The organism is Pedobacter gandavensis, from assembly GCF_032677645.1.
GTDB classification, from domain to species: domain Bacteria; phylum Bacteroidota; class Bacteroidia; order Sphingobacteriales; family Sphingobacteriaceae; genus Pedobacter; species Pedobacter gandavensis_A.
This window is the reverse complement of the sequence record NZ_JAVTSB010000005.1, coordinates 251,029-273,230: the sequence shown is the minus strand read 5'-3', so window position 1 is coordinate 273,230 and position 22,202 is coordinate 251,029. Positions and strand designations below refer to the sequence as shown.

The 22,202-nt window shown below is 43.4% G+C and carries 23 protein-coding genes; 16 read left to right on the top strand and 7 right to left on the bottom strand.

Annotated elements, in window-relative coordinates:
* Positions 1-52: 52 nt before the first annotated feature.
* The 4 genes from R2Q66_RS10535 (at position 53) to R2Q66_RS10520 (ending at position 4,892) form a co-directional block, all read left to right on the top strand.
* Positions 53-2,200: a glycoside hydrolase family 97 protein gene (locus R2Q66_RS10535; protein ID WP_316748614.1), complete on the top strand. Its 2,148-nt coding sequence runs from the start codon at positions 53-55 to the stop codon at positions 2,198-2,200.
* 130 nt (positions 2,201-2,330) lie between these two features.
* Positions 2,331-2,885, top strand: a complete 555-nt coding sequence (locus R2Q66_RS10530; RefSeq protein ID WP_316748612.1) for an RBBP9/YdeN family alpha/beta hydrolase — start codon at positions 2,331-2,333, stop codon at positions 2,883-2,885.
* A gap of 145 nt (positions 2,886-3,030) precedes the next feature.
* Positions 3,031-3,687: an MgtC/SapB family protein gene (locus R2Q66_RS10525; RefSeq protein ID WP_316748610.1), complete on the top strand. Its 657-nt coding sequence runs from the start codon at positions 3,031-3,033 to the stop codon at positions 3,685-3,687.
* 14 nt (positions 3,688-3,701) lie between these two features.
* Entirely contained in the window at positions 3,702-4,892 is a 1,191-nt protein-coding gene (locus R2Q66_RS10520; RefSeq protein ID WP_316748608.1) for a DUF2252 domain-containing protein, read from the top strand.
* 21 nt (positions 4,893-4,913) lie between these two features.
* Here the strand turns inward: R2Q66_RS10520 and R2Q66_RS10515 are convergent, their stop codons facing one another.
* Entirely contained in the window at positions 4,914-5,438 is a 525-nt protein-coding gene (locus tag R2Q66_RS10515) for a DUF4142 domain-containing protein (RefSeq protein WP_316748606.1), read from the bottom strand.
* Between the two features lie 135 nt (positions 5,439-5,573).
* Between R2Q66_RS10515 and R2Q66_RS10510 the strand changes: the two genes are divergently transcribed.
* Complete coding sequence (locus R2Q66_RS10510) at positions 5,574-6,572, top strand: class I SAM-dependent methyltransferase (RefSeq protein ID WP_316748604.1); 999 nt, start codon at positions 5,574-5,576, stop codon at positions 6,570-6,572.
* Here the strand turns inward: R2Q66_RS10510 and R2Q66_RS10505 are convergent.
* Positions 6,569-7,486 carry an NADP-dependent oxidoreductase gene (locus tag R2Q66_RS10505; RefSeq protein ID WP_316748602.1) on the bottom strand — a complete coding sequence of 306 codons (918 nt, stop codon included), beginning with the start codon at positions 7,484-7,486 and terminating at the stop codon, positions 6,569-6,571. The genes R2Q66_RS10510 and R2Q66_RS10505 overlap by 4 nt on opposite strands.
* Positions 7,487-7,573: 87 nt before the next feature.
* Between R2Q66_RS10505 and R2Q66_RS10500 the strand changes: the two genes are divergently transcribed.
* The 3 genes from R2Q66_RS10500 to R2Q66_RS10490 all read left to right on the top strand — a co-directional run bounded on the left by R2Q66_RS10500 (position 7,574) and on the right by R2Q66_RS10490 (position 10,484).
* Positions 7,574-8,551: a DUF1080 domain-containing protein gene (locus R2Q66_RS10500; RefSeq protein ID WP_316748600.1), complete on the top strand. Its 978-nt coding sequence runs from the start codon at positions 7,574-7,576 to the stop codon at positions 8,549-8,551.
* Positions 8,552-8,673: 122 nt separating this feature from the next.
* Complete coding sequence (locus tag R2Q66_RS10495; RefSeq protein WP_316748598.1) at positions 8,674-9,507, top strand: DUF6929 family protein; 834 nt, start codon at positions 8,674-8,676, stop codon at positions 9,505-9,507.
* On the top strand, positions 9,507-10,484 hold the full coding sequence (locus R2Q66_RS10490; protein ID WP_316748596.1) for a Gfo/Idh/MocA family oxidoreductase: 978 nt from the start codon (positions 9,507-9,509) through the stop codon (positions 10,482-10,484). The genes R2Q66_RS10495 and R2Q66_RS10490 overlap by 1 nt, the downstream gene beginning before the upstream one ends.
* Here the strand turns inward: R2Q66_RS10490 and tatA (R2Q66_RS10485) are convergent.
* Together tatA (R2Q66_RS10485) and tatA (R2Q66_RS10480) are read right to left on the bottom strand one after the other, a co-directional pair.
* Positions 10,481-10,663 (bottom strand): twin-arginine translocase TatA/TatE family subunit, encoded by a 183-nt coding sequence (gene tatA / locus R2Q66_RS10485; protein ID WP_316748594.1) that lies wholly within the window; start codon positions 10,661-10,663, stop codon positions 10,481-10,483. The genes R2Q66_RS10490 and tatA (R2Q66_RS10485) overlap by 4 nt on opposite strands.
* Before the next feature lie 27 nt (positions 10,664-10,690).
* Positions 10,691-10,996, bottom strand: a complete 306-nt coding sequence (gene tatA / locus R2Q66_RS10480; protein WP_316748592.1) for a twin-arginine translocase TatA/TatE family subunit — start codon at positions 10,994-10,996, stop codon at positions 10,691-10,693.
* A 268-nt stretch (positions 10,997-11,264) separates the two neighbouring features.
* Here tatA (R2Q66_RS10480) and R2Q66_RS10475 point away from each other — a divergent pair, with 268 nt between their 5' ends.
* Positions 11,265-11,435 carry a hypothetical protein gene (locus tag R2Q66_RS10475; RefSeq protein WP_316748590.1) on the top strand — a complete coding sequence of 57 codons (171 nt, stop codon included), beginning with the start codon at positions 11,265-11,267 and terminating at the stop codon, positions 11,433-11,435.
* A gap of 35 nt (positions 11,436-11,470) precedes the next feature.
* On the opposite strand, the gene R2Q66_RS10470 is transcribed toward R2Q66_RS10475, so the two are convergent.
* The gene (locus R2Q66_RS10470; protein ID WP_316748587.1) at positions 11,471-12,376 is read right to left on the bottom strand and encodes an AraC family transcriptional regulator; all 906 of its coding nucleotides are present in this window, start codon (positions 12,374-12,376) and stop codon (positions 11,471-11,473) included.
* A 194-nt stretch (positions 12,377-12,570) separates the two neighbouring features.
* Between R2Q66_RS10470 and R2Q66_RS10465 the strand changes: the two genes are divergently transcribed.
* Positions 12,571-15,006 (top strand): S9 family peptidase, encoded by a 2,436-nt coding sequence (locus tag R2Q66_RS10465; protein ID WP_316748585.1) that lies wholly within the window; start codon positions 12,571-12,573, stop codon positions 15,004-15,006.
* Between the two features lie 81 nt (positions 15,007-15,087).
* Here the strand turns inward: R2Q66_RS10465 and R2Q66_RS10460 are convergent, their stop codons facing one another.
* Complete coding sequence (locus R2Q66_RS10460) at positions 15,088-16,677, bottom strand: M20/M25/M40 family metallo-hydrolase (RefSeq protein WP_316748583.1); 1,590 nt, start codon at positions 16,675-16,677, stop codon at positions 15,088-15,090.
* Positions 16,678-16,816: 139 nt separating this feature from the next.
* Between R2Q66_RS10460 and R2Q66_RS10455 the strand changes: the two genes are divergently transcribed.
* The 4 genes from R2Q66_RS10455 to R2Q66_RS10440 all read left to right on the top strand — a co-directional run bounded on the left by R2Q66_RS10455 (position 16,817) and on the right by R2Q66_RS10440 (position 19,491).
* On the top strand, positions 16,817-17,500 hold the full coding sequence (locus R2Q66_RS10455; RefSeq protein WP_316748582.1) for a pseudouridine synthase: 684 nt from the start codon (positions 16,817-16,819) through the stop codon (positions 17,498-17,500).
* Positions 17,501-17,525: 25 nt separating this feature from the next.
* Positions 17,526-17,987 (top strand): DUF4268 domain-containing protein, encoded by a 462-nt coding sequence (locus tag R2Q66_RS10450; RefSeq protein WP_316748581.1) that lies wholly within the window; start codon positions 17,526-17,528, stop codon positions 17,985-17,987.
* A 345-nt stretch (positions 17,988-18,332) separates the two neighbouring features.
* Positions 18,333-19,130, top strand: a complete 798-nt coding sequence (locus tag R2Q66_RS10445) for a HipA family kinase (RefSeq protein ID WP_316748579.1) — start codon at positions 18,333-18,335, stop codon at positions 19,128-19,130.
* The gene (locus R2Q66_RS10440; protein WP_316748577.1) at positions 19,108-19,491 is read left to right on the top strand and encodes a DUF3037 domain-containing protein; all 384 of its coding nucleotides are present in this window, start codon (positions 19,108-19,110) and stop codon (positions 19,489-19,491) included. The genes R2Q66_RS10445 and R2Q66_RS10440 overlap by 23 nt, the downstream gene beginning before the upstream one ends.
* Positions 19,492-19,501: 10 nt before the next feature.
* Here the strand turns inward: R2Q66_RS10440 and R2Q66_RS10435 are convergent, their stop codons facing one another.
* Positions 19,502-20,131, bottom strand: a complete 630-nt coding sequence (locus R2Q66_RS10435; RefSeq protein ID WP_316748576.1) for a DUF4159 domain-containing protein — start codon at positions 20,129-20,131, stop codon at positions 19,502-19,504.
* 149 nt (positions 20,132-20,280) lie between these two features.
* Between R2Q66_RS10435 and R2Q66_RS10430 the strand changes: the two genes are divergently transcribed.
* The gene (locus tag R2Q66_RS10430; RefSeq protein ID WP_316748573.1) at positions 20,281-21,279 is read left to right on the top strand and encodes a MoxR family ATPase; all 999 of its coding nucleotides are present in this window, start codon (positions 20,281-20,283) and stop codon (positions 21,277-21,279) included.
* Positions 21,279-22,166, top strand: coding sequence for a DUF58 domain-containing protein (locus R2Q66_RS10425; protein ID WP_316748571.1), 888 nt, complete (start codon positions 21,279-21,281; stop codon positions 22,164-22,166). Before R2Q66_RS10430 ends, R2Q66_RS10425 begins: the two co-directional genes overlap by 1 nt.
* Positions 22,167-22,202: the final 36 nt, after the last annotated feature.

Sequence of the window (22,202 nt, the reverse complement as noted above, 5' to 3'; positions counted from 1 at the left end):
TTTTGAATCGGCAGTCCGCTGTGGGCTCGCCTACCAAATTTAACCTACAGGTATGAGCACCTTTTCATTTCGCAAACCCCGTATCACAAACCTTTCTAAGTTCATTCTGATGATCTGTTTCTGTTATACAACAACTTCCTCTGCCAACGCACAGGAGCTAAAATCTCCGGACAACAACCTGAGTTTAAAGTTTAGCCTCGGCAATGCCGGAACCCCAACCTATCAGCTTTCCTATAAAGGTAAGGCGGTCATCAAACCCAGCACACTAGGTTTTCAATTGAAAAATGTACCGGATCTTTTGAACGGTTTTCAAATTGGAGATACGAAACAAAGCAGCTTTGATGAAAGCTGGAAACCAGTCTGGGGAGAGGTGAAAACCATCCGCAACAACTATAACGAGCTTGCAGTAACGCTTAAACAACCAGAAAGCGACCGCTTTATCATTGTTCGCTTTAGACTGTTCAACGACGGTCTGGGTTTCAGATATGAATTCCCTCAGCAGAAAAACCTGAACTACTTCACCATTAAAGAAGAAAAAACGCAATTCGCTTTAGCTGGAGACCATAAAGCATTTTGGTTACCTGGCGATTATGATACACAGGAATACAGTACCATAACTTCAAATCTTTCTGAAGTCCGTGGTAAAATGAAAGAGGCTGTAACGCCAAACGTCTCTCAAAAGACCTTTTCAGAAACAGGATTACAAACGCCTTTAATGATGAAAAGTAAAGATGGGCTGTACATTAACATCCATGAAGCGGCCCTGATCAATTATTCAACGATGTCTTTAGAGCTGAATGATCAGAATATGGTTCTTGAATCCGTATTGACACCGGATGCCATTGGCGATAAGGGCTATATGCAGGCGCCAACACAATCCCCATGGCGTACCATCATTGTGAGCGATAAAGCAGGGGATATCCTCCTTTCTAAAACGATCTTAAACTTAAACGAACCAACTAAATTTAAAGATACCGACTGGATTAAACCAATCAAATACGTGGGTGTCTGGTGGGAAATGATCACCGGAAAAAGTACCTGGGCTTATAACGATCTGGACAATGTACAATTGGGTGTAACCGATTACAGCAAAACGAAACCAAACGGTAAGCATGCTGCAAACACAAAGAGAGTAAAAGAATATATCGACTTCGCCGCAGAAAACGGTCTGGATGCCGTATTGGTAGAGGGATGGAATGAAGGCTGGGAAGATTGGTTTGGAAAAACTAAAGACTATGTTTTCGACTTCGTAACACCTTACCCTGATTTCGACGTCAAAGAACTACATCGCTATGCAGCAGCTAAAAATGTGAAAATCATGATGCATCATGAAACCTCATCCTCTGTGCGCAACTACGAACGTCATCTGGATACAGCCTACAAGTTTATGGTAGATAATGGCTACAACGCTGTAAAAAGCGGTTACGTGGGTAATATTATCCCAAGAGGGGAGCATCATTACGGACAATGGTTAGTGAATCACTACCAATACGCCATAGAGAAAGCAGCGGGGTATAAAATTATGGTAAACGCGCATGAGGCCGTAAGACCTACAGGATTGAGCCGCACCTTCCCGAATTTACTGGCTAACGAAGCCGCAAGAGGCACAGAATATGAAGCTTTTGGTGGCAACAATGCCGATCATACCACCATTTTACCTTTCACCAGGTTAATGGGCGGACCGATGGATTACACTCCGGGGATCTTTGAAACTAAAATCAGCGCCTACAATCCGGACAATAATTCTTTCGTACACAGTACGCTTGCCCGTCAGTTGGCGCTATATGTGACGATGTATAGTCCACTACAAATGGCTGCGGATTTACCGGAAACTTACAATAAACACAAGGATGCTTTCCAGTTCATCAAAGATGTAGCGGTAGATTGGGACGATACGAAAGTACTCGAAGCAGAGCCTGGAGATTACATTACTTTCGCCAGAAAAGCCAAGGGAACGAACAACTGGTTTGTAGGAAGTACCTGCGATGAAAACGGTAGAACATCTAAAATAAAGCTAGACTTCCTGGATGCCGGTAAAAAGTACACCGCAACGATTTATGCAGATGGAAAAGATGCTCATTATGAGCATAATCCTAAAGCTTATGTGATTAAAAGCATTAAGGTGAATAAAGGCAGTAAATTAAGCCAGTATTGCGCGCCGGGTGGTGGATATGCCATCAGCATTATGGAAACAAAATAACACGCATTAAATAGTACCCTAAATAAATACCTCCCTGAAAAAAAACAAAGGCGCTTTCCTATCCCGGGAGGCGCCTTGTTTTTTAATAACCAGCTTGTATCTTCTCCCGGAATTTATACTTTTGAGAACGATGAACGGGAAACAAGTTTATATAGTCCATGGTTACATGGCAAGCGTAAAAGATCATTGGTTCGACTGGTTAAAGGCCGAACTTGAAACAGCGGGTGTACCTGTTCATATCCTGGCCATGCCGGATTCCAGTAAACCACAACGGGAAGCATGGATCAGTCATTTAAAAGAAAATGTAAAGATCACAGCGCAGACTTATTTTGTAGGTCATAGTCTCGGTTGTATTTCCTTGCTTTTATACCTCAATCGCTATCAATTGAAAGCCACTGGTATGATCCTCGTGTCTGGTTTTTTAGAACCCTTAAAAGATATTCCTGAGCTGGATGGTTTCCTGGAGGAGCAGATTTCTATAGAAAGCCTGATTCAAAATGTACCTGAAAGATTGGTCATAGCTTCTATCGATGATTCAATTGTTCCTTTTGAACTGACCAAAAAACAGGCATGGGCGCTGGATGCTCCACTAATCGAAGTCGCTAATGGGGGTCACTTCCTCGGAAGAGAAGGCTTCAGGGAATTTCCACTGCTTTTGAAGGAGCTGAAAACAATGCTTTCCTAAAATTGAACAGCTTGCGCCGACAGCAATTATTGATTTTGTTCTGGACGAATGGTTGTATGGCGCCGGCCATTGTTCTTCTGATGAATTTCTGGTATATTTATATAGCCGCTTGTAGCTAAATTACAAGCCGTTATATCTTTCGCCCTTGAACTCAATCCTGACTAACTCCAGCCATATCTATGGCGATGAGATACTGAAGATATTTATATCCGTACTTTTTGGCAGTATCCTTGGTTTTGAGCGGGAAATCCGTGGTAAATCTGCCGGATTTCGTACGCTGGCCCTGATCTGTTTTGGCTCCACCATTTTCACCATCTGCTCTTATCTGCTGGGTGTAGATGCGAACCGTGATCGCGTAGCCGCAAATGTCATTACCGGTGTTGGCTTTTTAGGTGCAGGCGTGATATTCAGGAACAACATCTCCGTTTCAGGCATTACTACGGCCGCTTCAATATGGATTTCCGCGGCCATTGGCATGTTGGTAGGAATAGGAGCGTATGAACTGGCAGGAATTTCCATGCTGTTGTCCTTATTTATCCTGTATGCGATGGATTATATCCAATTCTGGATAGACTACCGCTTTCAACACCGCGATTATAAGGTGGTTTTAAATCTTGCAGATTCCAGTTCCTTACTTACTGAGCGGTTGGAAACGCTAAAATTACGTTGTTTAAATATCAAAGTATCGCGCTCGGAAGGGCAGCTGATCTGGCAGGCACAGGTTTCCGGAAGAGGAGACCGGCTTGAGACTTTTAATAACTGGTTGCTCAAACAGCAATCCGTCAGGTCCTTTGAATGGTAAATACAAACAAAAAAATGATGAGTAACACCGTTACAGCGCGTATAAAAGAATTTAATGAAGGTCTACTTCCTGATATGCTGGCCTTGAAATATAAAGCAATGGCCGAAAGCCCTTTTCGCTTTTTCAGAGGAAGCTGTCACCTTTTCTATGAGGACCTGTCCAGGGTAAAAAACTTCCCCGTATCTCCTTTAACCTGGATTTGCGGAGACCTCCACCTGGAAAATTTCGGCAGCTTTAAAGGGAATAACCGGGAAGTCTATTTCGACTTAAATGATTTTGATGAATCCATGCTCGCCCCATTAAACTGGGAAATGGTCAGGATGCTCAGCAGCATATATGTAGCTTTTGATAGTTTTAAGCTTTCCAGAACTCTGGCAGAAGAGATGGCCAGTCTTTTTATGTCCGCCTATGTGGCCAGGTTGAAAAATGGTAAAGCCGGTTTTATTGACCCCCGGACAGCCAGGGGTGTCGTGCGTACCTTTCTTGAAAATGCAGCCCTGAGAAAAGAGAAAGAAATGATTAAGAAGAATACCGACGGAGGACAGGATCAATTGTCGATCAAAATCAATAACGAAACTCATTTTCCCCTGGAAAAGAGCTTGAAAAAAGACCTGATTGTTCATATCACGAAGTACCTGGCGAAGTCTGGTATGTTCTCCGTTCCCTATGAGGTAAAAGATGCCGTATTCAGGCTGGCCGGGACGGGTAGTATGGGCTTAAAACGATACCTATTGCTGTTGCAAAATACCGCAAAGCCAGGTAAATTGATGTTTTTGGATGTCAAACAGGCCATGAAATCATCGTTATTGCCCTTTAATAAGGTGAAACAGCCAGAATGGGAATCTGAGGCACTGCGAATTTGTACTACTAAATATAATATGCAGAATGTGTCTCCGGCTTTACTCAGTCATCTTGTTTTTAACGATGATGATTTTGTAATCCAGGAGTTGCAGCCCTCCGCCGACAAAATAAATTTAGCGAAGCTGGAAGCCAGGGTTAAAGACTTTAAAAACGTCATTCAGGACATGGCTATGCTTACCGCATCCGCACAATTGCGTAGCTCAGGCATAAAAGGATCTGCAAACCATGACGAATTAAATGATTTTGCCTTTTCTGATGCCGATTGGAATGCCGTACAGGATTATGCCAGAGCCTATGCTGCACAAGTGATAAAAGATTACGAATCTTATCTGGCCGGACAGTAAACCCGGTTTGCCACATCCCGTTTATTGAAGCGCCAAAGCCTTTTGAAGCTGCTGTTCCAGTTTTGGTAGATGGCTGCCTGCAAAACTAACAATCGCAGGATCTGGCGCTTTTTCGGCTCCCTTAAAGAGTACGATGTCTTTCCGTAAACGCGCAGTCGTAATTCTCAGGTATAGTTTTTCAAAATATTCGACTTTCATTTTCCGCATCTGACGGAGGCGGTTCTCTTCTTCCTTTGGTAAGGAATCAGGGAGCTTTATCCCTTTTGAATCAGCCAGGAGCTTCAGGGAGGTGTTGATTTCCAGGTAATCTCTGGCCATTTGCAAGCCATAGCTTTTTAGTGCAGGTTGAACAGATTTTTCGGCCGCAAGCCGCCCTAAAGTAATCGCCTGCATCCCATCAATTGCCGCGCGCTGGACAAACATGGCTTCTTGTAGCTGTTCTTCAATGGCTTGATCTCCGGCTATCCTGGGATTTCCGGAAGGACGGCAGCATTGGAAGGCCGTCATCACCAGACAGATCATCATCAATACCCTATAATTCTTCATCCTTAGCGATTTGTTAAATAAACAATGCGCCAGCTGAACTGTTTTATAGGGTTGTAATCAAATCTTATGACAGGTCTTCCCAAGCTAATCAAAGCACAAATACGGAATAATGGGCCGATTTCTTTCTGTGATTACATGGAAAGGTGCCTTTATGATCCAGAGTTCGGCTATTACTGTACGCAGCCAGTTAAAATCGGAAAGGAAGGTGATTTCTATACCAGCGCCTATCTGGGGAATGTATTTGGGGCATTGATTGCAAAAAAAATGGAAGAACTATGGTGTTCCATGGGGAAAAAGCCCTTTACCATCGTGGAGTATGGTGCGGGAACCGGTAAGTTAGCTGAAGATATCCTGATGGCGCTTCAAAACAACACCGAAATGTATCAAAACCTTCGCTACTGCATCATTGAAAGAAGTCCGGTCATGGTAGATCTGGAAAAAGCGAGGCTTAATGAAAACAGGCTCCTGGAAAAGGTAGAATGGCATGCCAATATTGCGGAGATTAAAGACATTCGGGGTTGCGTATTCTCCAATGAACTACTGGATAATTTCCCTGTCCACCGCGTCATCATGAAGGAGCAGCTGATGGAAATATTTGTAGACAAGAATTTTAAAGAAGTGTTGAAGCCCGCATCTCCCGCCTTAACCGACTACCTTTCCGAGTTAAACGTGGTCCTTCCCCCTGGCTATCAGACAGAAATCAACCTCCAGGCAATTTCATGGATCAAAGCAATTGCTGAAGCCTTAACGCAAGGCTGCGTCATGACGATTGATTATGGCGATGTGTCTAAGGAAATGTATAGAAGCAGTAGGGCGGAAGGAACTTTATGCTGTTTTAGAAACCATACGGTTAATGCGGATTATTACGCCAATATGGGCGAACAGGACCTTACTACCCATGTTAATTTCTCTGCATTAAGTTATTGGGGCAGTAAATACGGTCTGAATGATACCGTATTTACCAGCCAGGGAGAGTTTTTACTCCAACTGGGTTTCAATGACTTCCTGATGAAAACCTTTTCCGCTGAAAAAGACATCGCCCTGGCAGCGAGAAAAATAGCGATGCTCAGGCATACCTTTATCATGGATATGGGCTGTAAATTTAAGATCCTGATTCAGGAAAAAGGCGTTTAAAAGTTCAGCACAATCTTCCCGTTTAAGCCACCTGCAGAAACCAGATCCTGCGCTTCTGCGGCCCGCGCAATATTCATTACTTTGGCTACTTCTATCCTGATCTTATTGGATTCTACCAGCCGCTTTCCGAAATCTAACTTTTTATGCGAGCCTACCGAATTGATAAACTGTGCGGTAATTCCATGGTTTAAAGCGAGTTCATCATCAGGGGGCATCACAATGCTTAATAATTTCCCGCCTTTTTTAACCAAAGGATAAGATTTCAACTGTGTTTCTCCGCCAACCAGGTCAACCACCAAATCCAGGTCTTTTACCAGCTCGCTGAAGTCCTGAGTTTTGTAATCGATCACCTCATTGGCGCCTAAAGAAGAGATCAGTTCCAGTCCCTTGCCCGAAGCGGTACCAATAACATCAGCCCCTAATGCTTTTGCCATTTGCAGCACCACCATACCTACAGCGCCGCCGGCACCATGAATCAATACCTTTTCGCCGGGTTGTAATTTAGCGCTTTCTACTAAAATACTGTAAGCGGTATTCAATGGGACAGCGAGTGCAGCAGCTTCATTTATGCTCAGCTGATCCGGAATCAGCGAAGCTGTTTCTTCGTTAATACACACATATTCTGCATAAGTTCCATGGGAGGCCGTTGCAAAAATCAGATCGCCAACCTTAAACCGGGTCACTGCTGCACCAATTTCTAATACCATTCCGGAAACATCGGTGCCCGGAATATAGGGGAAGGTAATCGGAACAAAGGCTTTCATCGCCCCTGAGCGGTTTTTGATGTCGAAAGGGTTGATGGTCGTAGCGACCACATGGATCAGCAACTCATGTGCTTTTGGGACTGGTGTCGCAACTTCCTGTAATTGCAATACTGAAGAATCTCCGTAGGAGTTAAATTGAATCGCTTTCATAAGCTTGATTTTGGCAAACACAAAATACGAATTAATTCCTATCTTAACCGGCAGAACCTTTTATTACCTAAACCAAATTTCGTTACGATGAATAAGAAACTTCTTTTAATGGCTGTAACTGGCATGCTCAGTTTTGGATCAGCTGATGACTTAATTGCCGCTCCGTACCTGACTAGTTCTACCGCAGTACAGGATATCCCTGGGAAAGACCTGATTGGTCGCTGGGACATAACTGTGGATGAAAACGGGAAATCTTTACCTTCCTGGCTGGAAGTTAAATTGTCGGGCAACCGTACCCTGGTCGGCTATTTTGTAGGCTCTTCGGGCAGTGCCAGACCAGTATCAAAAGTAACCTTCGAAAATGGTAAATTTAGCTTTAAGATCCCACCACAATGGGAAAGTGGCGATCAGGATTTTGTGATTGAAGGAACATTGAAAGGTGGAGGAATTGAAGGAACCATCCAAACCAGTGAAGGTAAAAAGTACAATTGGAAAGGGGTAAAGGCTCCTTATCTGAAAAGAACCAGTCCGGTAGTATGGGCAAAACCTATTCAATTGTTCAATGGAAAAGATTTAACCGGTTGGAAAGCCTTAGGGAAAAACCAATGGGTGGTTAAAGATGGCGTGTTGAGTAGCCCGCAGTCGGGTGCCAACCTGATTTCCGACCAGAAGTTTGAAGATTTTAAATTACATGTAGAGTTCAAATATCAGAAAGGTAGCAATAGCGGTGTGTATTTAAGAGGTCGTTATGAAGTGCAGATTGAAGATAGTCCGAAAGATGCGCATCCTTCCAGCGTATATTACAGCGGGGTATACGGATTTTTACCACCAAGTGAAATCGCCGCTTTAGGACCTGATAAATGGCAGACTTACGACATTACTTTAGTCGGCAGAATGGTGACTGTTGTTGCAAATGGCAAAACAGTGATCAGCAACCAGGAGATTCCAGGTATTACCGGTGGTGCTTTAGATAGCAATGAAGGGGAGCCGGGGCCGATCTATTTCCAGGGAGATCACGGACCTATCGAATTCAGGAAAATCGTGATTACACCTGCTAAGAAATAATACTACAGATACCTGTTATTATCGGTTATCAAAAGCGTTCCATGCAATTTGATAACCGATAAAATATTCCAAAGACCAGCGCTTCCGCTCAGTTTTCTACAAAGAATTAGCATATTGCATTCATGTATAAATTTACACTTGAACTGTTGTTTCAGATCATAGGGATAGGCTCTGCCTCTGGTTTATTGTTGAAAAACGACCAGTTGAACATCATTAGCGACAATGGTACTTACCTGTATGCCTATGAAATGAAGGCTGCTCATTTGACCCGTTTTCCTCTAACTGCACATCCGGAGGAAAACATCGCTAAAAATGTTAAACCGGATTTTGAAGCGATGACCAGCCGTGGGAATGTGCTATACCTGTTTGGTTCAGGTTCAAGAGCAAATAGAAATCAGCTGTTAAAAGTAGATGCAAACACTAAAAAGGTGATTTCTACCGCTAATCTTAGTGTTTTACATGAGAAAATGAAAACAGCTGCCCATATCAATTCGGACAACTTCAATATTGAAGGCGCCGTTTTTACCGGTAAGGACTGGTATTTCTTTAATCGTGGTAACGGAGCCGCCGGGAATAATGGCGTGTTTAAAATAACAGGTGCAAACCTTGACAAACCTTTAAAGATCAGTTTTAAGGAAATCCGGTTGCCGGCAATTAAGGGCGTGCCCTGTGGCTTTACGGATGCCATACAGGTAGATGATAAACTTTACTTTTTAGCCGCTGCGGAAGACAGTAATTCCACCTATAAGGATGGGGCGGTGTTTGGAACTTTAATCGGGGCTATTGATATGAAGAAAATGACCCTTGATTTTAGCCATCAAATCAGCGATAAACATAAATTTGAAGGCTTAACCTTACAGCATAAAACCAAAGAACAATACAGCTTTCTCTTATGCGAAGACAATGATACCGAACAATTACAAGCAGATATTTACCAATTGAAACTGAAAAGATAATGAAAGATATAAGGTGGGGAATGATTGGTTGCGGAGACGTAACAGAAGTAAAAAGCGGACCAGCGTTTAATAAGGTGCCAAATTCATCATTGGTAGCTGTCATGCGTAGAGATGGTGCAAAAGCAAAGGATTATGCAGAACGCCATGGCGTACCAAAATGGTATGATGATGCCCAACAGCTCATCGATGATCCGGAAGTAAATGCGATATACATTGCCACACCACCAGCTAAACATGAAGCTTATACTTTAATGGCCTTTGCTGCGGGGAAACCGGTGTATGTAGAGAAACCTATGACTTTAAACGCCGCCTCAGCGATGAGGATGAGGGATGCGTCCTTAAATACGGGTGTCAAACTGAGTGTTGCACATTACAGACGTGCCCAGCCGATGTTCTTAAAAATTAAAGCTTTGCTGGACGCTCAGGAAATAGGAGCGGTACGATTGGTGCAACTCCAGATGTTTCAACCGGAGCTTTCCGATCAGCTGGCAAATTCAGCAACAAACTGGAGGTTAGATCCTGCTATTTCTGGCGGTGGATTGTTTCATGACCTTGCTCCGCATCAGCTGGATCTGATGATTTTCTTTTTTGGAGAATGGATATTCGCCTCGGGATTTTCACTGAATCAATCGGGCACAAGCCTGGTAGATGATCTGGTGACTGGTCAGGTTGGGTTCAAAGATGGCGTAGTCTTTAGTGGAAGCTGGTGTTTCAGCGTTTCCCCGCAGGATCAAATAGATTCCTGCGAGATTATTGGTGCCAGTGGAAAAATTAGCTTCCAGGTATTTGGGCATCAGGTAACTGTAACAAAAGGTGGTGTAGCTAAAGTGTATGACTTTAGCCCCTTACCACACGTACAACAGCCAATGATTGAGCAGGTAACCAATTATTTTTTAGGTCAGACCGATAACCCATGCTCCGCAGGGGAAGCCATATTATCTATGCAGCTCATGGATCGCTTTACCGCGAAACCTTAGCGTTTCTCCGTCTCTGACTGATCTACACCGTCTTTTCCATCTTTAAATTCACGGATTCCTTTCCCTAATCCGCCTAACAACTCAGGGATTTTTTTACCACCAAACAGGAGGAGGACCACAACAAGGATAACCAGGATTTCCTGCGCGCCTAAAGCGGCAAGTAAAGGAGTATGTAACATCGTTTATTTATTTAAGATTGTATATAATTAAGCTGTAACTTCTGCTTGATGAGTTGTAGGTTCTTTTTCTTGAGGAGCCATAGGCTCTTTCGCCTGCTGCTGCGGTATTGTAGCAGCCGCTGTGCTATTGATTTCCTCCTCAATGCCTGCAAGGTTGATGTTTCTATGAATCTCTCTTTTAACACCCTCAGAAGCATCTTTGAACTCGCGAATGCCTTTACCCAGGCCTTTTGCCAGTTCCGGAAGCTTCTTGCCACCAAATAACAGCAGAACGACCACCAAAATCAGCATAATCTCGCCGCTGCCCATATTTAAAAATTCCAATAATACCATGTTCAATAATTTAAAGGTTTTAGCAAAGCTAATTGCAGGAGATTAAAGCCGCATTAAAACGAAATTAAAAATACATGTGAATGCCGCTTTGCCAGGTGTAGATGGAATAAAATACTGGCTTTCATGTGGTTTACACCTGAAATGCATTGATTTAACTAATTTATTAGTGTTATTTGATAAATAATTTTATTTTTGGGTATAAATTAAATTTTAAATAAATCTATACTTATTATTCGCTCTCATGGATCATATACTGGAACATCATATAATGTTTAAGAACTTAGAAATCGCAAATTTATCAATTGGAGACACGCTTGTCAATGTAGGCGAGGTCCTGGAAATCTCAGAAAATGAAGATTGTTATTCCCTGGTCATTGCCAGAAGGGGACAACGACAGGTCTGGACATTCGGAAAAGAAGAAGAAGTCTATATTTCTTAAACGTCTGTTTCATAAATCAAAGAAAATTGCGGGACTTAGCTCTGGTGCTTAAATGCAGCAGGAGTGAGTCCGGTATTCTTTTTAAAGTAGTTGTTGAAATGTGCCGGATAGTCGAACCCAAGACAGTATCCGATTTCAGCGACATCCCAGTCTGTTTGTTTCAATAAGGTCTTTGCCTCCGCTACCACTCTGTTACTGATCATCTGTGTAGTGGTTTTTCCGGTATGCGATTTAATCACGTAATTCAGGTGGTTTACATGGATGTTCAGCTGATCCGCATATTCTGATGCACTCTTGATCTTTAAGGGGTTTGCCGGAGAATCTACCGGGAATTGTCGCTCTAATAAATCCAGAAAGCGAAGGGTAATCCGGTCGGACGTGTTGATCTGGGCAGGAGCAGGGACATCCGATTGGATCTTAATCCCCTCATGGATAATCAGCTTTAAGATATTCCGGATCACTTCAAACTTATGCTCATAATCACTCTTTAATTCCGCAATCAACTGCAGAAAATACCCGTTAATACGGGGGTAGGCATCTTCCGGAAAAAAGCAACAGGGTGAAATGGCCGGATTAAACAAGGGACAGATCCTTTCCAGTCCTTTCTTCATATCCGGGGAAATGAAAGAATCATTAAACAAACAATAATAGCCTTTCTGGTCTTCTGATGTCGATTCCCAGGAGTAAGGAACGGTTGGATTCGAGAAAATCAATGCCGGCCGGTCTACCTCAATAATCTCGGTAGCCATATGGAGCCTCCCGTTCCCTATGTTCAGAAATATCTTGTAATGATCCCTTCTGTTGTAAGGACTCACTTTGCTGCAATAACTGCGCTCCTTAACATTGAAATGGCTTGGATTTCCGGAAAGACTTAGCAATTCCGCAGGAATAATCTGGTTGGTTCTTTTATAAAACTGATCTAAGGTTTCAACAGTTGACATATAAAGGCTGGGCTAATTGGTATTGCAATAAGCGTTATCGGCTTTGTCTGATGGTACCGATTGCATATTTCAAAGAATAAAGGTATAACAATTCTGGTGCTCCATGGCCGGATATTCCCTGAACAGGTAACTTTTACGCGATAATATACTAACCTTTGTATAAGAATCACACTTTTGTGTGCAAAACTAACTGAATGAAACAGACCGAAAACTATAAACCCATGACTAAAACCTTATTCAGTTTATTACTGATGGCAGGTTTAAGTACCCAAGGCTATGCGCAGGAAAACCTGACTTACCAATTACCACCAAAAAGTATTGTAGACCTGGTAGATGCGCCGGGTAGTCCGACAGTGCGTTTTAACAAAAATGGCAGCCTGATGTTGCTGCTTTCCTCACCAGGATATGCTTCCATCGAACAAGTGGCCCAACCTGTGATCGGACTGGCCGGAATCAGAGTCAATCCTGCCAATAATTCTACCGAAGGGGAAGTCTCAGGGATCTATAACGACCTGACGATTAAAGACCTGAAAACCGGAAAAGAAAGTAAAGTAACCGGATTACCGGAGAAAATGAGAATGACCAATATCAGCTGGAATGCAGATGGGAATTTCTTCGCTTTTAGCAATAATACCCTGACAGGGGTCGAATTGTGGTTAGTAGATGTTAAAAATCTTAACGCAAAAAGGCTGACCAATGGTTTGTTAAACGATGCTTATGGCAGCACTTTACAATGGCATCCCGATGGGAAACGCATCCTTGCACAGTTTATATTGCCTGCACGTGGCGCTAAACCCCAAGAAAATATAGTCCCTACAGGACCAGTGGTTCAGGAGAATCTGGGGGTGGTAACGCCTTCAAGGACTTATCAGAACTTGCTTCAAAACAGTTATGATCAGAGCCTGATGGGCTATTACCTGAGTTCAGAATTGCAGGAAGTAGATTTAAATGGGCAGACGAAAAAGATTGCTGGTCCGGCAATTTACCGTAAAGCAGCGTATTCGCCGGATGGGAATTTCCTGATGGTGCAAACGATTGAACAGCCTTACTCTTACCTGGTGCCTATTTACTATTTCCCTTTCCAGACTACCATTCTGGATGCAGCCGGGAAAACAGTGAAAGAACTGTACCATGCGCCATTAGCGGAGAAATTGCCTACTGGTTTTGATGCCGTAGCCATGGGCCCACGTGCTTACGAATGGAGGAGTGATGCGCCGGCAACTATCGTATGGGCTGAGGCTCAGGATAAAGGTGATCCAAATCTGAAAACGGAAGTTCGTGACGCTTTATTTATGCTTAAAGCTCCTTTCTCAGCTGAACCTGTAAAACTATTGACTATGGCTTCGAGGTTTGGAGGTGTAGAATGGGGCAATCAGAATTATGCCGTACTAAAAGAACAATGGAGAAAAAGCCGTACCGCGAAAATGACTTTGATCAATCCTGAAAACGGAAAGACACTGAAAGTAATCACTAATGGTTCTTCAGAAGATACCTACAATGATCCCGGAGATTTTCTATATGGTAAAGGTCCTTTCTCCGCCAGAGTATTGTTATTTGATAAAGCGGGTGTGGTGTTTACCAAAGGCGCAGGGGCTTCCCCACAAGGTGACCGCCCGTTCCTGATGAAATGGAACCTGATCACCAATAAACAGGATACGTTGTTCAAGTCTAAAGCGCCTTATTATGAGGAGCCTGTGTTTTTTGACAATACCGGAAAGGTTTATATTTCCAGAGAATCAACAGAAGAAACGCCTAATATCTTTGCGCTGAACCTGAAAAATAAGTCGGAACAAGCTTTAACCAATTTCTCCGATCCTTATCCGAGCTTAAAAGGTGTACAAAAGACCTTGCTTTCTTACCCTCGTAAAGATGGAATCAAGCTTTCTGCAACCTTATACCTGCCGAAAGATTTTAAGAAAGAAAACGGGCCATTACCTGTATTGATCTGGGCTTACCCACGTGAATTTAAAAGTCTGGCAGCAGCCGGACAGGTAAAAGGTTCACCATATCGCTTTACCAGGCTGGCTTTCCGCTCGCCGGTATTCTGGGTAACCAGAGGATATGCGGTTTTGGATCAGGCAGATATGCCGATTGTTGGTGAAGGAAAAGAAGAACCTAATGATACTTTCCTGACGCAGATTGAAGACAATGCAACTGCGCTGATCAATTATGTAGTCGATATGGGCGTGGCTGATAGAGCCAGAATCGCAGTAGGAGGTCACTCTTATGGTGCATTTATGACGGCCAACTTGTTAGCACATACCAATCTTTTTGCTGCGGGAATTGCCAGAAGTGGTGCTTACAACCGTACACTAACGCCTTTCGGGTTCCAGGCCGAAGCCCGTACCTATTGGCAGGCAATGGACGTTTACAACAAGATGTCGCCTTTCAATTATGCCGATAAAATCAAAACACCTTTACTGATGACACATGGTATTGACGATGAGAATTCAGGGACTTTCCCGATTCAGAGTGAGCGTTTATATAGTGCGATTAAAGGTCATGGTGGTACAGTGAGACTCGTACTATTGCCTAAAGAATTCCATGGTTACAGAAGCAGAGAATCAATCCTGCATACGTTCTGGGAGCAGGACCAATGGTTAGAGAAATACGTGAAGAATAAGAAGTAAGTAGCATAATACTTAAATAGAAAAGCGCCCTCCGGATTAACCTGGAGGGCGCTTTTTGCATTAAAGAGATTTGTTATTAGCTTAATTAACTCCTCCTTTACGGGTAGGTTTAACTTGCGGAGGCCATACGCCAGGTTCTCCGGTTCTCGGATTGATGGGTAAAATACTCTTTTCTCTGGAAGTTTTTTGTGGATCTTCACTCGCCATATAGGCCAGAATTGCGGTCAATATCGCATTGCTTCTCACATCATCAAAAACCACTTTATCATAAGTGTCTCTGTTGGTATGCCAGGTATAAGTGCCATAGGACCAGCTGTTAGAGCTCAAGGAAAACGCGGGAGCGCCAGCTGCTACAAAAGAAGCAAAATCTGAACCACCACCACCAGGCGTACCCGGGAAAGTCGTCGCAATCTGCTTTCTGATATCTTCCGGCACAGCCGATAACCATTTACCTAAATAGGCGTAAGAATTTAAGAACCCTTGTCCGGCAAGGTTAACTACGCGACCGGTTCCATTGTCCTGGTTAAAAACTACCTGAATATTTTTAACGATTTCCGGATGATCTTCCACAAAAGCTCTGGAGCCGTTTAAGCCTTGCTCTTCGCTGCCCCAATGGCCTACAAGGATTGTCCTTTTAGGATTAGGGTAGATTTTTTTAAGAATCCGGATCGCTTCCATCATGGTAATCGTACCTGTGCCATTGTCTGTTGCCCCTGTGCCGCCATCCCAGGAGTCGAAATGCGCAGAAAGAATCACGTATTCATTTGATTTTTCTGTGCCTTTAATTTCAGCTATCGTGTTAAAGGTTGGCACCATTCCCAGTTCTTTAGAGCCTACGTTTACGCTGATTTTAGGTTTGTTGCCCGATTCAGTAAGGCGGTACAACAGTCCGTAGTCTTCTAAGGAAATGTCGATAGAAGGGATTTTGGTGGTATTGGCACCGAATATTTTGTTGACACCAAAGCCTGAAGACCAGTTACTGGTCACCACACCTAAGGCACCGGCACTTTCAAAAGCCAAAGCCAATGCTTTCAGGTTGAGTCCGGTTTTACTGATTCTGGAACGCCAGGCATTGGTTTGTGCTGTACGCTCCGTTTTCATCTTCTCAAAAGATTCCGGTGTCGCAAATTCCTGCCAGTTATAATCCGGTCTGCCGGTAGGTTGGTTCATAGAAAACATCACAAATTTACCTTTGACACTTGGCAACCAGCTCCGGAAAGAAACTGAATCGGGTAGGTCAGGGTAGATGATCATTTCGCCAACCACTGCTTTGCCTTTAGTACTTGGGCTCCAGGCCAGTTGCATGCCTTCCAGTGATTTTACACGTGGATAAACCAGGTCGATATGAGAAATTCCGCGTTCCCAGCCACGCCATTCTCCCCATTGCTCGTTTTTTGCGGGAATGCCCCAGCTGGTATATTTGGCTACAGCCCAATCATTCGCTTGTTTCATTTGAGGGGAGCCTACTAACCTCGGGCCTACCATGTCCAGTAGTTCATGGGCCAGCTTTTCCAGTTGAGAGTTCTCCGTTGCCTCTTTGACAATCAGGTCGATAGTTTCTTTTTTAGTTTGTGCATGGCCGACATTTGCACTGATCAGCAGGGCCATCAAGCATGCTTTTGACGCCCATTTTAATCCATTGTAGGAAGGGTTTGTTGGTTTGGTTTTCATGAAGTTATTGCAGTTAGTTAATAGAGGTATTCCAAAGGAAAGATAAGGATAAATGCTTCCAACCTGTCAAAAAGGAACAAACTTGATACAATCAGCCGCTTTTAAAAATTCAAAAGGTTATCTTCGCAGAAAAAAATAAATGCTGGAAATTGTATATCAGGACGATCATCTGATTGCCATCAATAAACCCCATGGGCTATTGGTTCACCGTTCTTCTATTGCTAGTGATGCCACAGAATTTGCACTGCAAATGCTAAGGGATCAGATAAATAAGTATGTTAGCCCTGTGCATCGTTTAGATCGTAAGACCAGTGGTTTACTGCTTTTTGCTTTTGATAAAGAAACGGAAATCGCGATGCATCAGCAATTTCAAAATGCACAGGTAGAAAAGAAATATCTGGCGGTTTTGAGAGGTTATGCCCCTGATAGCGAAGATATTGATTATCCATTGGCCAAAGAAAATGGCAATATGCAGGAAGCATTTACCGCTTTTGTAACGTTGCAGCGTGCAGAATTGGAAGTTGCCCTTGGTAAACACCCAACTTCAAGGTATTCTTTAGTGGAAGCAACGCCTACTACCGGAAGAATGCACCAGTTACGCCGCCATTTCGCGCATATCTTTTACCCGATTATCGGCGACCGTAAACACGGTTGTAATAAACAAAACAAGTTTTTCAAAGAGCAGTGGGATATGACCACCATGTTATTACACGCTTCTGAATTGAAATTCGAACACCCGGAGACTAAAGAAACCATTCATTTGAAAGCTGACGTTCATGACGAGTTTAAAAGAGTAATGGAATTGATGAACTGGAAATTTTAATCATTATCATTTAAAACCCAATACCATGTTTTCAAAAGATCAGGCTGCACAGTTAAAACAGTCTTTCTGGACTACCTTCGGACAATATATCGCACCTCACCAGTCTGCTGAAGGGATGAGAATCAATTGGGTGAACTATAAAACGGGTGTCAAAAACCTGAATTTCAAGATGCATGTCGATAAGAAATCGGCTTACATTGCTATTGAAATGGCGGATCCTGATCCGGGTATGCAAGAGTTGATCTTTGAAGAGTTTCTGTCTTTTAAAACCATGCTAAAGACTAGTCTGGAAGAAGATTGGGACTGGGAATTGCATACGACTGATGAACATTATAAGACCGTTAGCAGGATTATTAAAAGACTTCCGGATGTCAGTATTTTTAATGAAAAGGATTGGCCGGAATTGATTTCCTTCCTGAAACCACGATTGATTGCACTGGACGAATTCTGGTGTGATGCGAAAGATGGTTTTGATACTTTCAAATAGGGGATAATTGGTGTTGTAAAAACTGGTATTGTAAAAAACTGGTATTGTAAAAAAAACGGTTATCCTTTTCGGACTCAAAATCTTTTGAAGGAAAGATTTTACAGGTCCTTAAAGCACAATCCGGTTTTTTTTACTGCGCTATGGTTTACCGCCCGAAGTTTAGATATACCGCCCAAAGTTTTGATATGCTATCCGAAGTTTAGATATACTGTCTGAAGTTTTGGTGTACTATCTGAAATTTTGATGTATTATCCCAGGCTTTGGTATACTGCCCGAAGCCGCTACTTGCCGGAAATGTTTATATTTGGCCTTAAACCGGAGCTTTTGCTCCTAAATTACTCAGGTGTGAAGAATAACCAGCCAGAACTCAGAACTGTTAATGTGACCAGGTATGTTACCCCGCTACGCGAGGGGGGATCGATGCCTGCAATCGCAGAAGCAGATGATGACTTTTTATATGTACTCAAATTTCGTGGTGCCGGACAAGGACTACGGGCGCTTATTGCCGAGTTAATTGGCGGAGAAATTGCCCGTGCGCTTGGTTTGCGAATGCCGGAATTGGTGTTTGCACAACTAGAGAAAGACTTTGGCCGCATCGAACCGGATGAAGAAATTCAGGATTTATTGCGGACAAGTGTAGGCCTTAATCTGGCTTTACATTACCTTTCCGGAGCGATTACCTTTGATCCATTGGTGAATCAGGTGGATGAAAAAACAGCCTCACAGATTGTCTGGATGGATGCTTTGCTAACCAATATGGATCGTACGGCACGTAATACCAATATGCTGATCTGGCATAAGGAATTATGGCTGATCGACCATGGTGCTGCTTTGTATTTTCACCATGCCATGGAAAACTGGGAAGAACAGGCGGTAAGACCTTTTGGCCTCATTAAAGACCATGTCTTGTTGAGTCAGGCCTCAGAACTGGAAGAAGTTGATGCCCTGTTTAAGGCCATACTGACCCCGGAGAAAATCAGGGGCATTGTTGCTTTGATTCCGGACGACTGGTTGATCAGAGACAACACTTTTGAATCTATAGAAGCACATCGCGAGGTCTATTCCAACTTTCTGGAATTACGCCTGGCAAATTCAGGAATTTTTGTAAAAGAAGCGCAGAATGCAAGAGAAGCACTTATTTGAGTATGCCGTGATCCGCGTCGTACCAAGGGTAGAACGGGAAGAATTTCTTAATGTGGGGATCATCTTGTATTGTTCCAAACAAAAGTTTTTGCAAACCTCATTTGAATTAGATGAAGGCAGGCTTGCAGCATTTGCCTGTAAACTGGACCCTCAGGAGCTGGAAGATCATTTGCACTCTTTTGAGCTGATCTGTAAAGGAGGAAAAGCAGGGGGTACGATTGGTCAGCTGGACATGGCTTCGCGCTTTCGCTGGCTAACCGCTACCAGAAGTACGGTGGTGCAGACTTCTAAAACGCATCCTGGTTTTTGTCTGGATGCTGCCGATACCTTGAAAAAACTATACGAGCAGCTGGTACTTTAAGTGTCGCTGCTTAACTATTGATACCCATGGCGTAAAGAATAATATTTACGCCAAATTTGGTGTTGTCCTCTGCCAGAAAACGCTTGTTTCTGAAGTCATAATCCCATTCGCAGCCATAGTCTTTGTTGCTGTACAATACGCCGATCCGGTTGTTTACCGTAATCGCTTTCAGATAATCGTGTACCAGATCATCGCCCCAGCCATTTAATTCGAAGGAAGTAGTAGGTGGCCCGTTTTCAAAGTTGAAAAAGGAATGATAGATCTTGTGTTGGTTCGAAATCTTTTTCAGCGCTGTGGCTCCAAACAGATTAGTCATTTGTGTTTCAAATGATTTGGCAAACAAGCCGTCGATATCATGGTTGCAATCGTCTACAAATACAAATCCTCCGTTGTTCACGTATTTCTTGAAATTGGCAGCCTCCTGCTGGTCGAATTGCACCAGCTTATGGCCGCTTAAATAGCAAAATGGGTATTTGAAAAGGTCATGACTACTCAGTTCTACAATCTTTTCTTCAGGATCAAGGGGGATAGTGGTGTATTCCAGCAGGGAATTGAGCAGATTGGATGGCATGCGCTGATCCGTATCCCAATTGCCGGATTTATACTTTATTCTCGCAAATGTGAACTTTGATCTTTGCATCGTTCTAAAATAACGTCAATTTTTAGTAGTATCCAGATTATGGAAGAGATATCTTGTAATTTTTTTGATATTCTGGTCGGTGCTTATGGAAAAATACGGGGAGAGCCCTATATTGAATGACAATCGAGACCTCATAAACCACTAAAGCTTTGGAACTTTCAGAAAATAACCTAAAAACCCTGATCCATAAAATCACCCTGTTAAAAACAGAAATTCAGAAAGTAATCGTCGGGCAGGACCTCATTATCGAAGAAATGCTGGTCGCTTTGCTGGCCGGCGGCCATTGTCTGCTGGAAGGGGTGCCAGGCCTGGCAAAAACACTGATGGTGAGAACCATGTCGCAGGCACTGGATCTTTCTTTTAGAAGAATTCAGTTTACGCCGGATCTGATGCCTACCGATATCATCGGTACGGAGATTTTAGAAGAAGACCATGTGACCGGAAAACGGTTCTTTAAGTTCAATAAAGGCCCTTTATTCGCCAATATCATTTTGGCAGATGAGATCAACCGGACGCCACCAAAAACACAATCCGCTTTATTGGAGGCCATGCAGGAATTTGAGGTCACTTATGGCGGTCAGACTTACCCTTTAGATCGTCCGTTTTTTATCCTGGCTACGCAAAATCCAATAGAACAGGCAGGCACTTATCCGCTTCCGGAAGCACAATTGGATCGTTTTCTGCTGTTTATTAAAATCGGTTATCCTACTGCTGCGGAAGAAATCAGAATTCTGAACAGTACCACAGGTACGGTTAAAAACAAGGTGCAAGCGGTAATTGGCGCGGAAGAAATCAAACAACTTCAGGCATTGACCAGGGAGGTCAGCATTTCTGATGACCTGGTTGCTTATGTGGCAGAACTGATCAGGGCAACCAGACCAGATACCAGTCAGGTTGCTTATGTGAAAGAATGGGTGCGTTGGGGCGCTGGTCCCAGAGCCGGACAAGCCTTGATCTTAACCGCTAAAGCCAGGGCTTTAATCCATGGGCGCTATGCCGTAGTCATGGAAGATTTGCAAACGATGGCCTTTCCTGTATTGAGACACCGTATTTTGATGAATTTCAAAGCTGATGCGGAACAGGTGACCGCGGATATGGTGGCGGAAGAATTACTGAAAACTATTTCAAGACCGAAAATCAATATTTAATGAGCAAGTTGCTGGACCCGAAGGTGATGATGGCGATTAAAGAGCTGTCTTTGTCGGCAAAAATGACGATAGACGGCTTTATGAGCGGCATTCATAAAAGCACGGTTAAGGGCCCCGGACTGGAGTTTAGCCAGTATCGGAGCTATCAGCCCGGCGATGATTTACGTTCCCTGGATTGGAAGATGTTTGCGCGTTCCGACCGGTATTATATCCGGGAATCGGAGGTGGAAACGAATATCAGCATCCGTTTATTGGTGGATGCAAGTGCTTCTATGGCACATCAGGATGGGGAATTTCGTAAAATTGATTATGCGCGTTATCTGGCCGCTTCCCTGGCTTACCTGGGTAATTTGCAGGGCGATGCCATTGGTTTATACGTGTTTAAAGATGCCGGCATCTTTTCTATGGTGGCGAAACAGGATTTTCAGCACCTCGCCAGATTGTTCTATCAGCTGGAACAGGTGAAGCCCGAAGGTACTTTTACCAAACCCATCAATTATAAAGAACTCTATGCCGGTGCCCAAAAACGGGAACTGCTCATCTTTATCACAGATCTTTATGAGGTAAACCAGGAGATATTTGATTTGCTGGATACGCTGAATACCCTCAAACACGAGGTGTTGGTGTTTCATTTGATGTCGGGCAATGAGATGAACCTTGATTTTAAAGGATACAACACCTTTGAAGACCTGGAAACCGGGAAAACCATACAGATTGATCCGGAATCGGCAAGGGCAGGGTATCGGGAGAACCTGAACATACACCTGGAGCAAATCCGAACTAAAATGCTGGACAGGCGGATTGCTTACCGCCTGATGCAAACGGATCAGCCATTGGACCAGGCATTGCGGGATTTCCTGAACCAAAGGAACAGGTTAAAGGTATAAGGTCATTTGAAACACGTTAAGGGCTTATGATCATTT